The following is a 14193-nucleotide window of genomic DNA, read 5'->3' as shown; positions in this document are numbered from 1 at the left end:
CGCCTCGCGGCGAAGATGTCGTCCCCCTCAGGGGGAAGCCGTGCAGCGGCTCAGGGGGAGGCTTTCCTCAGGAACATACAGAAATGTCCGTGAATCTTTCCGCTCCCGTCGCCGCTGATCTGCTGGCGATCAATGGCGTTCGCATTGGCGTTACCGAAGCCGGCGTGCGCAAGGCCAATCGCAAGGACCTGACGGTGTTCCTGCTCGACGAAGGCGCCTCGGTGGCCGGCGTGTTCACCCAGAACCGTTTCTGCGCCGCTCCCGTGCAGATCTGCCGCGAGCATCTGGCGGCCGGCACCGGCATCCGCGCCATGGTCATCAACACCGGCAATGCCAATGCAGGCACCGGCGCCGCCGGTCTGGCCAATGCCCGCGCCACCTGCGCGGCTCTGGCCAAGGAGCTGGATCTGAGCGCAGGCCAGATCCTGCCTTTTTCCACCGGTGTGATCATGGAAGAGCTGCCCGTGGACCGCATCGTGGCGGGCATGCCCAAGGCCATTGCTGCTGCCAAGGCGGATAACTGGGCCACGGCTGCCGAAGGCATCATGACCACCGACACCTTGCCCAAGGCTTTCAGCCGCAGCGTCAGCATTGGCGGCAAGACGGTTGCCATCACCGGCATCAGCAAGGGCGCGGGCATGATCCGCCCCAATATGGCGACCATGCTGGGCTTTCTGGCTACCGATGCGGCGATCGCACCCGAGCTGCTGCAGCCCCTGGTCAAGGAGCTGGCCGACGGCTCCTTCAACCGCGTGACCATCGATGGTGACACCTCCACCAATGACTCGTTCGTGCTGATCGCCACCCACAAGGCAGGCAACGCCCAGATCAAGGAGCTCTCCAGCGCCGAAGGCGAGCAGCTCAAGGCCGCATTGCTGGAAGTGGCACAAAAGCTCGCGCAGGCCATTGTTCGCGATGGCGAGGGCGCCACCAAGTTCATCAGCGTCAAGGTCGAGGGTGGCAAGAATGAGGAAGAGTGCCGTCTGGTTGCTTACTCCATTGCCCACTCGCCCCTGGTCAAGACGGCCTTTTTTGCTTCCGACCCCAACCTGGGCCGCATCCTGGCCGCTGTGGGCTATGCCGGCATTGCCGACCTGGACCAGACCAGGATCGATCTGTACCTGGACGATGTGCATGTGGTGGTCGACGGCGGCCGCAATCCTTCTTACAAGGAAGAAGACGGTCAGCGCGTGATGAAGCAGCAGGAGATCGTGGTGCGCGTGGTGCTGGGTCGTGGCGATGCCGCGCAAACGGTATGGACCTGCGATCTGAGTCACGAATATGTGACGATCAACGCTGATTACCGGTCGTAAATGATCACCCCCTGAGGCGCGTTGCCTAGGCGGTTCCGCCTGGGCAACGCGCCTTCCCCCTCTCTCGATGCGTTGCATCGGGAGGGGGACGATACCTTCGCTGCGAGGCGGCTCTTGCTCGGTATCTCTGGCTTGGGCCGCGCCAGCCTCATGCCTCGCAGGCGACTGCGTGTGCTTCAATTTCAGGAGCTTCTTGCGATTGTCTATATTGAGTTTTGATTGCTTTTTATTCTGAAATCAAGATTAAGCAAGCGCAAGAAGCTATAAAAACATGGAGATCTGGTCGTGCAAGATGTGATGAACCCTTTGGAGCGCCTGGTCGAGCGTGCCGAGCAATTGATGCAGCGCATCGAGTCCGTGCTGCCCCAGCCCCTGCAGGCACCCGCCGACTGGGATGCGGCGATTGCCTGGCGCTACCGCAAGCGCGCCAACGGCTGCGGCGTGCTGGAGCCGGTGCGCCATGTGGGCGCCATGCAGCTGTCCGATCTGCAGAACATCGACGTGCAAAAGGAAAAGATTGCGCGCAATACCGAGCAGTTCGTCAGCGGTCGCACGGCCAACAACGTGTTGCTGACGGGTGCGCGCGGCACGGGCAAGTCCTCGCTGATCCGTGCCTGCCTGCACAGCTTTGCGCCCCAGGGCCTGCGTCTGATCGAGGTGGACAAGGCCGATCTGACCGATCTGCCCGACATCGTCGACGTGGTCGCCGGCCGGAGCGAGAAATTCATCATCTATTGCGACGATCTGAGCTTTGAAGAGGGCGAGCCCGGCTACAAGGCCATGAAATCCATGCTGGATGGCTCGGTTTCCGCGGCCACGCCGAATGTGCTGGTCTATGCCACCAGCAATCGCCGCCATCTGCTGCCCGAGTACATGATGGACAACCTGGCGCAGCAAAAAGGCGAGAACGGCGAGATCCACCCCGGCGAGGTGGTGGAGGAGAAAATCTCCCTGTCCGAGCGCTTCGGTCTCTGGGTGAGCTTCTACCCCTTCAGCCAGGACGAGTATTTGCGCGTGGTGGCGCAGTGGCTGTCTGCGCTGGGCATGGACCAGGCCACCATCGAGGCGGCCAGACCCGAAGCCCTGGTCTGGGCGCTGGAGCGCGGCTCGCGCAGCGGCCGTGTGGCCCACCAGTTCGCGCGCGACTACGCGGGCCGCAACGAGCGCCCCGTGACGGTCAAGAAGCGCATTGAAGATGTGGACGGTCTGGCTGAAGAAGCAGACCTGGAATGAAGAAAGAGTGTTGTGGAAGTGACTGCTGAAACACAGGCGCAGCGCAAGCACACGGAAGTGGCCGTGGGCGTGCTGTTGCGCGAATCCGATGGGGCGCTGCTGATTTCAAGCCGCCCTGCAGGCAAGCCTTATGCGGGCTACTGGGAGTTTCCTGGCGGCAAGCTGGAGGCCGGCGAGAGCGTGGAGCAGGCTTTGCGCCGCGAGCTGATCGAAGAGCTGGGCGTGACCATTGGCCAGGCCCATGCCTGGAAGGTGACCGAGCATGACTACCCGCATGCGCTGGTGCGTCTGCACTGGTGCAAGGTGACGGAATGGACGGGCGAGTTCGAGATGCGCGAGGGCCAGCAAATGGCCTGGCAGCAGTTGCCGCTCGATGTGCACCCCGTCCTGCCCGGTGCCTATCCCGTGCTGCAATGGCTGAGCGAGGAGCGCGGCCTGGTCTTTGATCAGAGCCATTACGAGGCGCAGCAGCCTCTGGCCTGAAACGGTATGCTCTGAAATAAAGAGCGCCTTGCGCTGGTTGAACCTCGATTTTCTTGGTCAATCAAGTTGAAATCAAGACATGCCAGGTGCAAGGCGCTCTTGTTTTTGCTGCCTCGCTTAGTTTTCCGTGCGTGGATCACCAAACGGCGCATCTTCGGGAGGCGTCTGAGCCGGAACGCGGAATTCTTCATTGCCCCAGGCGCCCAGGTCGATATTGCGGCAACGCTCGCTGCAGAAGGGGCGGAATTTGTTGCTGGGCAAAAAAACGCTGGGGCCGCCGCAGGTCGGGCATGTCACCATGGTGGGGGATTGCTTGTCAGTGCTCATGGCGTAGATGTATCACAGCTGGAAAACACGGGTGGCCGACCCTGAAAGCCATTGAGCCGCAATGTGCGGCTCAATCGGGACGAGAAGACTGCCGGGGACTTATGCGCAGAGCGTGAGCTCGAAAGTGGCGTCGTCATTGCAGGGCTGGGGCTTGCTGCCATGGGCCAGCTTGAGCAGGCGCACCGACACCAGCAGGCGGTTGCCGCTGATCTCCGGCACCAGATTCAGATGCGGGTCTATGCGCAGGCGCAGCAGCTGGAAGCTGCGGCCGGCCGGCATGGCCTGCTGGAACACGCCTTGCTCGGCCACCACGCGCTGGGGAATGCCGGTTTCGCGCAGCAGCTGCAGGATCAGCTCAAGCGCCTGACCCAGCGGGGTCAGCTCGCCGGCCCAGTCTTCGAGGTCGCGCTGGCGGTAGCGCGGATCGAGGTTCTGCCAGGCGTGATAGGCCGGCAGGTCAAAGCTGCAGGTGCCGCCGGGTATGCCCACACGGCTGCGTATGGACATCAGCCATTCGTTCTCGGTCAGCGCCTGGCCGGTCTTGCCGGTCTGTGCATTGATGGTGGCAAAGCAGCTCTCCACCTGGCGCGCCACCTGGTGCAGCATGTGCTGGGAAATATCGGGGTTGTCGCGCAACACGTCCAGCAGGTGCTTCTGGCGCTCCAGGTCCTTGATGACGTCGGCTCGCAGATCGCTGCGCGAGGCCACGTCCATGATCTCGAAGATGGTGATCAGGGCGAAATGATGATCGACCGAATGCGCGCGGGTCAGCAGCTCGCGCAAACGGCGATACAGCTGCTCAAGACGCAGATAAGTTCTCAGACGCTCGTTAAAAGGATATTCGTACAGGATCACGTTTGCTGGGCTCCTCGGGGTGCACAGGAATCAGCGGTCAACGTGCACATGCGGCGATCACACGCACAGGCCAAGCCATGGTCTGCATCATAGCCCGAACCATGCAGCGATTTGATCGGTATATGCGTGGAGAGTTCCGATTGTGACCCCGTCATCGTTATAGATGACCCAGTCGGCCGTGGCCAGGCGCTGGGCACGCGTGGCCTGGGCGTCGATGATGGCCTGCACGGCCTCGCGTGTGAGAGCGCTGCGCGCCATGACGCGCTCTGTCTGCGTGCTCTCGCGGCAGTCCACGACCAGCACGCCATCCAGGCGTGTTCGCCAGTGGCCGGACTCGACCAGCAGCGGAATGTCGTGCACGATGAGCTTGCTGCCCGCAGCCACGGCCGCTTCATGCTGCTGACGGGTCTGCTCGGCGATCAGGGGGTGGAGAATGGCTTCCAGGCGCTGGCGCGCGGACGGATCGGCGAAGACCAGCTCGCGCATGCGGGCGCGGTTGAGGGCGCCCTGTGCGTCGATCAGATCGGCACCAAAAGCCTGAGCGATGAGGGGCAGGGCCATGCCGCCGCTTGCCGTCAGGCTGCGCGAGATATGGTCGGCATCGATCAGCGTTGCGCCGCATGCCTGCAGCCTGGCTGCTACCGTGCTTTTGCCGCTGCCGATGCCGCCCGTCAGCCCCAGTCTGAATGGTGAGCGCTTAGGTGCGACTTTCATGGCTTACAGGCCTGCAAAGCTGAGCACCGCCTGCGGGCCCCAGATCAGGCTGACGAAACCGCCGCCGGCAAGAAAAGGGCCGAAGGGCACATAGCCGCCTTCGCGCAGCTTGCTGTTGATCTTGAGCGCAATGCCGATGACGGCGCCCACGACCGATGCCATGAGAATGATGGGCACCAGTGCCTGCCAGCCAAACCAGGCACCGAGTGCGGCAAACAGCTTGAAGTCGCCGTAGCCCATGCCTTCCTTGCCCGTTGCCAGCTTGAAGGCCCAGAAGATCAGCCATAGCGACATATAGCCTGCGACGGCGCCCCACAGCGATTGTTGCAGAGGCACGCTGGTCCACTGCAGTGCGGAGGCGATCAGGCCGGCCCAGAGCAGGGGCAGAGTGATGGAGTCCGGCAAGAACGTGGTGTCCCAGTCTATCAGTGCAAGCGCCAGCAGCGCCGCGCTGAAGCCGCACCAGGCAAAGCCGGTGGCGGTCAGGCCGTCGCGGCCCAGGCAGAAGGCAAACAGCGCGGCGCAGACCAGTTCAACCACAGGGTAGCGCAGGCTGATGGGGGTTTTGCACTCGGCGCAGCGTCCGCGCAGAAACAGATAGCTGAGCACGGGAATGTTCTCGTACCAGGCGATCTGATGGCCGCAATGCGGGCAGCGCGAACGAGGCTGGCTCAGCGTGATGGCGGGCTTGGCCGGCGGCAGCTCGATTCTGGCGCCCTTGTCCTTTTGTTCCTCGGCCCATTGCGCACCTTCGGCATGCCATTCCTGCTCCATCATCAGAGGCAGGCGGTGGATCACCACATTCAGAAAGCTGCCGATCAGCAAGCCCAGCACGCCGCCGGCAGCGGCATTCAACACCAGTTCGGAAATCATCAGACCACTTGACCCAGCTTGAAGATAGGCAGATACATGGACACCACGATGCCGCCGATCAAGGTGCCCAGGAAGACGATGATGATGGGCTCCATCAGGCTGGAGAGGCCCGCCACCATTTCGTCGACTTCGCTTTCATAGAAATCGGCTGCCTTGCCCAGCATATGGTCGATGGCGCCTGATTCCTCGCCGATGGCACACATCTGCAGCACCATGGAAGGGAAGATATTGGCATTGGCCATGGCCACGGTCAGGCTGGTGCCCGTGGAGACTTCCGACTGAATCCTGTCGGTGGCGTTTTTGTAGAGGTAGTTGCCCGAGGCGCCTCCCACGGAGTCCAGCGCCTCGACCAGCGGCACGCCGGCGGCAAACATGGTGGACAGCGTACGTGTCCAGCGGGCCACGCAGGACTTCTCGATCAGCACGCCGAAGATGGGCAGCTTGAGTATGGTGCGGTCCATGAACTGCTGTACGCGCTCGTTGCGCTTCCAGGCCTGCATGAAGAAATAGATGCCGCCGCCCAGCACGCCGAAGATCAGCCACCAGTACTGGACAAAGTAATCGCTGATGCCCATCACCAGCAGCGTGGGCGCGGGCAGGTCGGCGCCAAAGGAGGTGAAGACCTCCTTGAAGGCCGGGATCACGAAGATCATGATCACGGTCACCACGACGAAGGCCACGATCATGACCGATGTGGGGTACATCAGCGCCGACTTGATCTTGGACTTGATGGCTTCCGTCTTTTCCATATAGGTGGCAAGACGGTCCAGCAGCGACTCCAGAATACCTGCGGCCTCGCCGGCCTCCACCAGGTTGCAGTAGAGGCTGTTGAAGTAGAGCGGAAACTTGCGAAAGGCGGCGCTCAGCGAAGTGCCGGTTTCCACATCGGAGCGGATGTCGTTGAGCAGCTTGGTGACGTTGGGGTTGGTGTTGCCCCGGCCCACGATGTCGAAAGACTGCAGCAGCGGCACGCCGGCCTTCATCATGGTGGCCAGCTGGCGCGTGAACAGCGCAATGTCCTTGGGCTTGATCTTCTTGCCGCCGCGGGTCCTGCGCTTCTTGATCTTGGACGGAGTCACGCCCTGGCGGCGCAGCATGGCCTGGATCTGGTTTTCTCCGCCGGCACGAGTCTCGCCGCGAACGATCTTGCCGTTGCGGTCCTTGCCTTCCCACTCGAAGAGAAATTCCTTGATTCCCTTGGACGCTGCGCTTGCCATGGCGTTCCCTCACTGATACTGGTTTTATTCGTTGGTGACCGCCAGCACTTCTTCGAGTGAGGTCAGACCCAGCTTGACTTTATGCAGGCCCGAGCCGCGCAGAGAGCGTACTCCTTCGGCCTTGGCCTGTGCGGCAATCTCCAGGGCGCTGCCGTCACGCAGGATGATGCGCTGAATCTCTTCGCTGATGGGCATCACCTGATAAATACCGACACGTCCCTTGTAGCCGTTGTTGCAGGCAGGGCAGCCGACAGGCTTGTAGCTGACCCAGCTGCCGTCGAGTTCGGCTTCGTCGTAGCCGGCATCGATCAGGGCGTCGTGCGGTATGTCGGCGGGTTCCTTGCACTGCGCGCACAGGCGTCGCGCCAGACGCTGGGCGGTGATCAGAATCACGCTGGAGGCAATATTGAAAGGGGCGATGCCCATATTGCGCATGCGCGTCAGCGTGGTCGGAGCGTCATTGGTGTGCAGCGTGGACAGCACCAGGTGCCCGGTCTGGGCGGCCTTGATCGAGATGTCGGCGGTTTCCAGGTCGCGGATTTCGCCGACCATGATGATGTCCGGATCCTGGCGCAGAAAGGACTTGAGCGCTGCGGCAAAGGTCAGGCCGGCCTTCTCGTTCACATTCACCTGGTTGACGCCGGGCATGTTGATTTCGGAAGGGTCTTCGGCGGTGGCAATGTTCACGCCCGGCTGGTTGAGCAGGTTCAGGCAGGTGTAGAGCGACACGGTCTTGCCCGAGCCCGTGGGGCCGGTAACCAGAATCATGCCGTAGGGGCGGTTGATGGCCTTGAGCAGGCGCTCTTTCTCCTCGGGCTCGTAGCCTAGGGCATCGATGCCCATCTTGGCCGAGCTCGGGTCCAGAATACGGATCACGATCTTCTCACCAAACAGCGTGGGCAAGGTGCTGACACGAAAGTCGATGACGCGATCAGGGCCGACCTTGAGCTTCATGCGGCCGTCTTGCGGAACGCGTTTCTCCGAGATGTCCAGGCGCGAGATCACCTTGATGCGCGAAGCCAGCTTGTCCTTGATTGCAATCGGGGGAGAGGCAATCTCGCGCAGCTCGCCGTCGATACGAAAGCGCACGCGGTAATTGTGTTCGTAGGGCTCGAAGTGCAAGTCGGACGCGCGCATATTGAAGGCGTCCAGCAGCATCTTGTGCAGAAACTTGACGACCGGCGCATCCTCGACCTCGGCGCCGACGGCATTGTCTTTTTCCTCGGGGGCATCCTCGATCTTGACGTCGTCAAAGTCGAAGTCTCCTGAGCTGGAATAGGAGTCCAGGGATTCGCTGACGCTCTTGCCGGTCTGCTCGACGAGCTTTTGCAGCTTGTCGGCCTCGACAACCACCCAGTCCACCAGCAACTGAGTCGTGAACTTGATCTGCTCGGCTGCTTCCTGCTGAGTAGGGTCTGCCGTGGCGATGGTGAGCCGATTGCCGCGCTTGCTGAGTGCCAGCACGCGATAGGCGTTGCTGATTTTCGGGTCCAGCAGTTCGCGCGGAAGTTGCTGGGCGTCGATGGCGTTGAGGTCCAGCAGCGGAGTGCTGAACATCATGGAAATGGTTTCGGCAATTTCCAGTGCGCTGATTTCACCAGACTGGCTGAGCTCGGTGATGAACGGGGTCTTGCCTGTGGCGGCTTTCTTGGCTGCGTTCTCGGCGGCTTGCTGCGAAACCTTTCCTGCAGAAATCAGGGCCCTGCCCAAACCTGGGATGGCAATGGGCGCAGGAGTGTTCTTTTGCAGAGTGTCGGCAGCAGCCATGTATCCAAGTCTGGGAGGGGAGTAGAGGATCTATCCTACCATTCTTGTTGTGGCAAACGGCAGGTCGCCAGGCGCGCATGCATGCGTCAATGCCGCGTCATTGAACATGGCGCAAGAAACTGCGACAAAAATGAGATTGGTCGGGGTGAGAGGATTCGAACCTCCGGCCTCTACGTCCCGAACGTAGCGCTCTACCAGGCTAAGCTACACCCCGCAGGCTTTGTTTGTCGAACACCGTGGTGCACCTGGCGATTCAGGTGCGGCGCTCCAAAAGCTGAGAGGCCAATTGTAGCAAACTTGCGGTGTATGCATTGCTTGGCAGCGAGGCCAGTGCATCAATGGCGCGCTGGGCTTCCGCGTGCGCGGCGGCTCGGGCGACGTCCAGGGCACCGGTGCTGCGCACGATTTCCACCACGGCATCCAGTTGATCCGTAGAGCCTTGTTCGATGGCGTTGCGCACGATGGCGGCCTGCTCGGCGCTGCCGCGCTGCATGGCGGCGATCAGTGGCAGGGTGCATTTGCCTTCGCGCAGGTCATCGCCCAGGTTCTTGCCCATTTCCTGAGTGTTGCCGGTGTAGTCCAGCACATCGTCAATGATCTGGAATGCCGTTCCAAGTGCCTGGCCATAGGCGGCACAGGCCTGCTCCACTTCAGGCGTGGCACCGGCCAGTACGGCTGCCAGCTGTGCGCTGGCCTCGAAGAGCTGGGCGGTCTTGGAGCGGATGACGTGCAGATAGCCGGCTTCATTCAGCGAAGCATCATGGGTGTTGATGAGCTGCTGGACTTCGCCTTCTGCGATCACGTTGGTGGCGTCGGACAGGATTTGCAGCACGCGCATGCTGCCCACTTCCACCATCATCTGGAAGGAGCGGGTGTGCAGAAAGTCTCCGACCAGAACACTGGCAGGGTTGCCAAAGGTCTCGTTGGCCGTGGCCCTGCCACGACGCAGCGTGGATTCGTCCACCACATCGTCGTGCAGCAAGGTCGCGGTGTGAATCAGCTCCACCACGGCGGCCAGAATGTATTTGTTCTTGCCCTGATGTCCAAGGGCGCCGGCGATCAGCAGTAGCAGAGCCGGGCGCAGGCGCTTGCCGCCCGCGGCAATGATGTATTGGGAGATCTGTGCGATCAGGGGGACGCTGGTTGTCAGTCGCTGAGCAATGACGATATCCACTTCGCGCATGTCATCTGCGATCAAGGCAAGCGGATTGGATGTGGAAATTTCTGTAGTCAAGGTGATGAACCGCCAAGTGGACTCACGATTATAGGAAGATGCAACAGGGTTTTGCGTGGTGTCCTCAGAGCCCGTTCAAGTGAACAGAGGCTTTGCGGGCAGTCTGTGGCATTGCGGTCGCTTGCAAGGAGCAAGCCTTGCCGCGCACCTGCGCCTGGCATCCCATTCCGCGCGGCCACCGGAGATCCTGAATCGCTTCCTAGGGGTATGCCAGCAGAAAAAATGCATGCGTGCTAGAATTGCCGGCTCCGTGGAAATCATTTCATGGAACTCTCAGACTTTAGAGGTTTTCAATGTACGCAGTCATAAAAACCGGCGGCAAGCAGTATCGCGTTGCAGCTGGCGAAAAGATCAAGGTAGAACAGATTGCTGCGGACGTAGGCCAGGAAATCGTGATCGACCAAGTTTTGGCCGTCGGCAACGGCGCTGAAATCAAGGTTGGTGCCCCCCTGGTGTCCGGTGCATCTGTAAAGGCAACTGTGGTTGCTCACGGCAAGCACGACAAGGTGCACATCTTCAAGATGCGCCGTCGTAAGCACTATCAAAAGCGCCAAGGCCATCGTCAGCAGTTCACCGAACTGCAAATCGTGGCAATCGCTGCTTAATTTTAGGAGCTAAGTCATGGCACAGAAAAAAGGCGGCGGCTCTACGCGTAACGGACGTGATTCCAAGCCAAAAATGCTGGGCGTGAAGGCCTTTGGTGGCGAGCTGGTGACAGCTGGTTCCATCATCGTGCGTCAGCGCGGCACCAAGTTCCACCCCGGTGAGAACGTTGGCGTGGGCAAGGATCACACCCTGTTTGCACTGGTTGACGGCCACGTGTCGTTCGGTGTGAAGGGCGCTCTGTCCAAGCAAACAGTCAACATCACGGCTGCATAAGTCGTCTGTGACTCCAACAAAGCCCCGACTTGTCGGGGCTTTGTTGTTTGAAAAGGCTCCAGGCAGCAGATTTCTGGCAGATGGGGCATGGTAATAGAGCACTCAAGTGTGGCCCGGAGCTTCTGGTGCACACTGATTTTGTAGACTGGATGCCTCATGAAGTTCGTTGACGAAGCTTTTATCGACATTGCAGCCGGTGACGGCGGCAATGGCTGCGTGTCTTTCCGGCACGAGAAATACAAGGAATTTGGCGGCCCCGACGGTGGCGACGGCGGCCGTGGCGGTCATGTGTATGCCGTGGCCGATGTGAACCTGAACACGCTGGTGGATTACCGCTATTCGCGCCGCCACGAGGCCAAGCGCGGCCAGCACGGCATGGGCTCCGACATGTTCGGTGCAGCCGGTGACGACATCACGCTGAACATGCCTGTGGGCACCATCATCAGCGATGCGGATACTGGCGAAGTGCTGTTCGAGCTGCTGGAGCCCGGCCAGGTCATCACCATCGCCAAGGGCGGTGACGGCGGTTTCGGCAATCTGCGCTTCAAGAGCGCCATCAACCGAGCGCCGCGCCAGAAGACTCCCGGCTATCCCGGCGAGCGCCGCAACCTCAAGCTGGAGCTCAAGGTGCTGGCCGATGTGGGCCTGCTGGGCATGCCCAATGCGGGCAAGTCCACTTTCATCACGGCCGTCTCCAACGCTCGTCCCAAGATTGCCGACTATCCCTTCACCACCTTGCATCCCAATCTGGGCGTGGTGCGCGTGGCTGCCGAGCAGAGCTTTGTGGTGGCCGACATCCCCGGTCTGATCGAAGGCGCTTCCGAAGGTGCGGGCCTGGGCCACCAGTTCCTGCGCCATCTGCAGCGCACGCGTCTGTTGCTGCATATCGTGGACATTGCACCGTTCGACGAGGGCGTGGACCCGGTCGAGCAGGCCAGAGCCATCGTGGCCGAGCTCAAGAAGTACGACGCCGAGCTCTACGACAAGCCGCGCTGGCTGGTGCTCAACAAGCTGGACATGGTTCCCGAGGAAGAGCGTGCTGCCAAGGTCAAGGACTTCGTCAAGCGCTTCAAGTGGAAGGGCCCGGTCTTCGAGATCTCGGCGCTGACCCGTGAAGGCTGCGAGCCGCTGATCCGCAAGATCTTCGAGCATGTGCACAACCAGCAACTCGCCGAGCAGGCACCCAAGGAGATCGATCCTCGCTTTGCGGGAGGTGAGGATTCTGGTCTGGATATGACCGATCCGCGTTTTGCCTCTTACGATCCGGAATAAGCTAGAGGGTATAACCCAGCAGCGCACTTGGTGCGCTGTTTTGCTTTGAATTTAATAGCTTCTTGCGCTTTGCTTATAAGCGTCAGAGGCTTAAAACACTGTAAATTCTCATGTCTTCCAATGTGCTGCGTGATGCCCGTCGCATCGTCGTCAAAGTCGGCTCCAGCCTGGTTACGAATGAAGGTCGTGGTCTGGATGAGGCCGCCATTGAAGAGTGGAGCCGCCAGCTGGCGGCATTGGTGAATGGTGAAGACGGCGTCAAGCGCGAAGTCATCATGGTCTCCAGCGGCGCCATTGCCGAAGGCATGAAGCGCCTGGGCTGGGCCACGCGTCCGACCGAGGTGCATGAGTTGCAGGCCGCTGCTGCCGTCGGCCAGATGGGCCTGGCCCAGATGTACGAGACCAAGCTGCGCGGCGAAGGCGTGCCCAGCGCCCAGGTGCTGCTGACCCATGCGGATCTGGCCGATCGCGAGCGCTATCTGAACGCCCGGACCACGCTGCTGACGCTGCTGCAACTGGGCGTGGTGCCCGTCATCAACGAGAACGACACGGTGGTGATCGACGAGATCCGCTTCGGCGACAACGACACCCTGGGCGCGCTGGTGGCCAACTTGGTCGAGGCCGATGCACTGGTCATCCTGACCGACCAGCGCGGTCTCTACAGCGCCGATCCACGCAAGAACCCCGATGCCAGGTTCATCGACGTGGCCGAAGCCGGCAACCCCGAACTTGAAGCCATGGCCGGTGGTGCGGGCCTGTCCATCGGTACGGGCGGCATGATCACCAAGATTCTGGCGGCCAAGCGTGCGGCGGGCTCCGGTGCTTCCACCGTGATCGCCTGGGGACGTGAGAAAGACGTGCTGCTGCGTCTGACGCGTGGCGAGTCCATAGGCACGCTGCTGGTTGCCAACACGCACAAGATGCAGGCGCGCAAGCAGTGGATTGCCGACCATCTGCAGCTGCGTGGTTCGGTGACCGTGGATGCGGGTGCCGTCTCAAAGCTGCGTGATGAAGGCAAGAGCCTGCTGCCCATAGGCATGATCACCGTGGAGGGCGATTTCTCGCGTGGCGAAGTGATTGCCGTGCGTGATGAGAACGGTGTCGAGATCGCTCGTGGTCTGGCCAGCTATGCCAGCGCCGAAGCGCGGCTGCTGTGCCGCAAGAGCTCCTCGGAGATTGAGTCGCTGCTGGGCTACTCGGCTGGTCCCGAAATAATGCACCGCGACAATATGGTGGTGGCAGGACACTGAGCCCAGGCCGCCGACAAAAAAGCCGTAATGCTGTGAGGCATTACGGCTTTGTTCATTGCAGAGGCTTGTGATCGGGCGGATTGTCTATGCCGGTCTGCGGGTCCGGGTCAAAACTGGCACCGGGCGGCAGCTCTATGCCGGGGTTGATGCGAAAGCTCCCCGTGCGGGCAGGGTACATGACCTGATGGTGCTGCCCAGGATGGGGAGTGCCGCCAGTGGTCTGGCCTGCCTCCTGATCGCGTGGCCGCATGCCGCTGCGCAGATAGCGATTGCGCTGCTGCTCGCCGCGCGGCAGAAAGCGCGCCAGCTCGGTCAGCGCCATTTCATAGACGCCGCGTTTGAATTCGACCACCACATCCAGAGGAACCCAGTAGTCATTCCAGCGCCAGGCATCGAACTCAGGGTGGTCGGTGGCACGCAGGTTCAAGTCCCAGTCATGCCCGACCAGTTGAAGCAAAAACCATATCTGCTTCTGGCCTTTGTAATGCCCGCGCGCGTCGCGGCGGATGTACCTGTCTGGCACCTCGTAGCGCAACCAGTCCCTGGTGCGGGCAACCACGCGAACGTGATTGGGCTTCAGCCCCACTTCCTCGTGCAGCTCGCGGAACATGGCTTGCTCGGGTGTCTCACCCCGATCAATGCCACCTTGCGGAAACTGCCAGCTGTGGGTGCGAATGCGTTTTCCCCAGAACACCTGGTTTCTTTGGTTGAGCAGGATGATGCCGACGTTCGGGCGAAATCCGTCCCGGTCAAGCATAATCAAACCCCAAATTTTT

The 14193-nt window shown here is 61.1% G+C and carries 15 protein-coding genes and 1 tRNA gene; 7 read left to right on the top strand and 9 right to left on the bottom strand.

What is annotated here, in order from left to right:
• Window positions 1–83: 83 nt before the first annotated feature.
• The 3 genes from argJ to JAO85_RS08360 all read left to right on the top strand — a co-directional run bounded on the left by argJ (window position 84) and on the right by JAO85_RS08360 (window position 3029).
• A complete protein-coding gene (argJ, locus tag JAO85_RS08370; protein WP_039049609.1) occupies window positions 84–1313 on the top strand; it encodes a bifunctional glutamate N-acetyltransferase/amino-acid acetyltransferase ArgJ in 1230 nt (409 codons plus the stop codon).
• 297 nt (window positions 1314–1610) lie between these two features.
• Entirely contained in the window at window positions 1611–2546 is a 936-nt protein-coding gene (locus JAO85_RS08365; protein WP_202787975.1) for an ATP-binding protein, read from the top strand.
• A 12-nt stretch (window positions 2547–2558) separates the two neighbouring features.
• The gene (locus JAO85_RS08360; RefSeq protein ID WP_052052682.1) at window positions 2559–3029 is read left to right on the top strand and encodes an NUDIX domain-containing protein; all 471 of its coding nucleotides are present in this window, start codon (window positions 2559–2561) and stop codon (window positions 3027–3029) included.
• A gap of 117 nt (window positions 3030–3146) precedes the next feature.
• On the opposite strand, the gene JAO85_RS08355 is transcribed toward JAO85_RS08360, so the two are convergent.
• From JAO85_RS08355 to JAO85_RS08320, 8 genes are all read right to left on the bottom strand, one after another.
• A complete protein-coding gene (locus tag JAO85_RS08355; protein ID WP_039049611.1) occupies window positions 3147–3356 on the bottom strand; it encodes a DNA gyrase inhibitor YacG in 210 nt (69 codons plus the stop codon).
• A 99-nt stretch (window positions 3357–3455) separates the two neighbouring features.
• Window positions 3456–4211 carry a cell division protein ZapD gene (gene zapD / locus JAO85_RS08350; protein WP_046461085.1) on the bottom strand — a complete coding sequence of 252 codons (756 nt, stop codon included), beginning with the start codon at window positions 4209–4211 and terminating at the stop codon, window positions 3456–3458.
• An 87-nt stretch (window positions 4212–4298) separates the two neighbouring features.
• Window positions 4299–4925 carry a dephospho-CoA kinase gene (gene coaE / locus JAO85_RS08345; RefSeq protein WP_202787876.1) on the bottom strand — a complete coding sequence of 209 codons (627 nt, stop codon included), beginning with the start codon at window positions 4923–4925 and terminating at the stop codon, window positions 4299–4301.
• Window positions 4926–4928: 3 nt separating this feature from the next.
• Window positions 4929–5798 (bottom strand): A24 family peptidase, encoded by an 870-nt coding sequence (locus JAO85_RS08340; RefSeq protein ID WP_003062192.1) that lies wholly within the window; start codon window positions 5796–5798, stop codon window positions 4929–4931.
• Complete coding sequence (locus JAO85_RS08335; RefSeq protein ID WP_003062193.1) at window positions 5798–7015, bottom strand: type II secretion system F family protein; 1218 nt, start codon at window positions 7013–7015, stop codon at window positions 5798–5800. The genes JAO85_RS08340 and JAO85_RS08335 overlap by 1 nt, the downstream gene beginning before the upstream one ends.
• A 24-nt stretch (window positions 7016–7039) precedes the next feature.
• On the bottom strand, window positions 7040–8782 hold the full coding sequence (gene pilB, locus JAO85_RS08330) for a type IV-A pilus assembly ATPase PilB (protein WP_039049614.1): 1743 nt from the start codon (window positions 8780–8782) through the stop codon (window positions 7040–7042).
• A gap of 137 nt (window positions 8783–8919) precedes the next feature.
• A tRNA-Pro gene (locus JAO85_RS08325) sits at window positions 8920–8996 on the bottom strand.
• A gap of 39 nt (window positions 8997–9035) precedes the next feature.
• Window positions 9036–9965 (bottom strand): polyprenyl synthetase family protein, encoded by a 930-nt coding sequence (locus JAO85_RS08320; protein ID WP_003062198.1) that lies wholly within the window; start codon window positions 9963–9965, stop codon window positions 9036–9038.
• Between the two features lie 344 nt (window positions 9966–10309).
• Here JAO85_RS08320 and rplU point away from each other — a divergent pair, with 344 nt between their 5' ends.
• The 4 genes from rplU (at window position 10310) to proB (ending at window position 13417) form a co-directional block, all read left to right on the top strand.
• Entirely contained in the window at window positions 10310–10621 is a 312-nt protein-coding gene (gene rplU, locus JAO85_RS08315; protein ID WP_003058536.1) for a 50S ribosomal protein L21, read from the top strand.
• A 16-nt stretch (window positions 10622–10637) separates the two neighbouring features.
• Window positions 10638–10895 carry a 50S ribosomal protein L27 gene (gene rpmA, locus JAO85_RS08310; RefSeq protein ID WP_003058534.1) on the top strand — a complete coding sequence of 86 codons (258 nt, stop codon included), beginning with the start codon at window positions 10638–10640 and terminating at the stop codon, window positions 10893–10895.
• Between the two features lie 156 nt (window positions 10896–11051).
• Window positions 11052–12167, top strand: coding sequence for an Obg family GTPase CgtA (gene cgtA / locus JAO85_RS08305; protein ID WP_039049615.1), 1116 nt, complete (start codon window positions 11052–11054; stop codon window positions 12165–12167).
• Between the two features lie 110 nt (window positions 12168–12277).
• Window positions 12278–13417, top strand: coding sequence for a glutamate 5-kinase (gene proB / locus JAO85_RS08300; RefSeq protein WP_012837105.1), 1140 nt, complete (start codon window positions 12278–12280; stop codon window positions 13415–13417).
• 52 nt (window positions 13418–13469) lie between these two features.
• Here proB and JAO85_RS08295 read toward each other — a convergent pair whose 3' ends face one another.
• Entirely contained in the window at window positions 13470–14174 is a 705-nt protein-coding gene (locus tag JAO85_RS08295; protein ID WP_034357533.1) for an RNA pyrophosphohydrolase, read from the bottom strand.
• Window positions 14175–14193 lie beyond the last annotated feature (19 nt).

Source organism: Comamonas sp. NyZ500 (genome assembly GCF_016772095.1).
Classification (GTDB): domain Bacteria; phylum Pseudomonadota; class Gammaproteobacteria; order Burkholderiales; family Burkholderiaceae_C; genus Comamonas; species Comamonas thiooxydans.
This window is presented reverse-complemented; position numbering and strand designations above follow the sequence as displayed.

What these genes read in the sequence shown, in the direction of transcription:
- JAO85_RS08320 (WP_003062198.1), bottom strand. Translation starts at nt 9,965, where the DNA reads ATGCGCGAAGTGGATATCGTCATTGCTCAGCGACTGACAACCAGCGTC.
- JAO85_RS08340 (WP_003062192.1), bottom strand. Translation starts at nt 5,798, where the DNA reads ATGATTTCCGAACTGGTGTTGAATGCCGCTGCCGGCGGCGTGCTGGGC.
- JAO85_RS08295 (WP_034357533.1), bottom strand. Translation starts at nt 14,174, where the DNA reads ATGCTTGACCGGGACGGATTTCGCCCGAACGTCGGCATCATCCTGCTC.
- JAO85_RS08355 (WP_039049611.1), bottom strand. Translation starts at nt 3,356, where the DNA reads ATGAGCACTGACAAGCAATCCCCCACCATGGTGACATGCCCGACCTGC.
- proB (WP_012837105.1), top strand. Translation starts at nt 12,278, where the DNA reads ATGTCTTCCAATGTGCTGCGTGATGCCCGTCGCATCGTCGTCAAAGTC.
- rpmA (WP_003058534.1), top strand. Translation starts at nt 10,638, where the DNA reads ATGGCACAGAAAAAAGGCGGCGGCTCTACGCGTAACGGACGTGATTCC.
- coaE (WP_202787876.1), bottom strand. Translation starts at nt 4,925, where the DNA reads ATGAAAGTCGCACCTAAGCGCTCACCATTCAGACTGGGGCTGACGGGC.
- pilB (WP_039049614.1), bottom strand. Translation starts at nt 8,782, where the DNA reads ATGGCTGCTGCCGACACTCTGCAAAAGAACACTCCTGCGCCCATTGCC.
- cgtA (WP_039049615.1), top strand. Translation starts at nt 11,052, where the DNA reads ATGAAGTTCGTTGACGAAGCTTTTATCGACATTGCAGCCGGTGACGGC.
- rplU (WP_003058536.1), top strand. Translation starts at nt 10,310, where the DNA reads ATGTACGCAGTCATAAAAACCGGCGGCAAGCAGTATCGCGTTGCAGCT.
- JAO85_RS08335 (WP_003062193.1), bottom strand. Translation starts at nt 7,015, where the DNA reads ATGGCAAGCGCAGCGTCCAAGGGAATCAAGGAATTTCTCTTCGAGTGG.
- argJ (WP_039049609.1), top strand. Translation starts at nt 84, where the DNA reads ATGTCCGTGAATCTTTCCGCTCCCGTCGCCGCTGATCTGCTGGCGATC.
- JAO85_RS08365 (WP_202787975.1), top strand. Translation starts at nt 1,611, where the DNA reads ATGAACCCTTTGGAGCGCCTGGTCGAGCGTGCCGAGCAATTGATGCAG.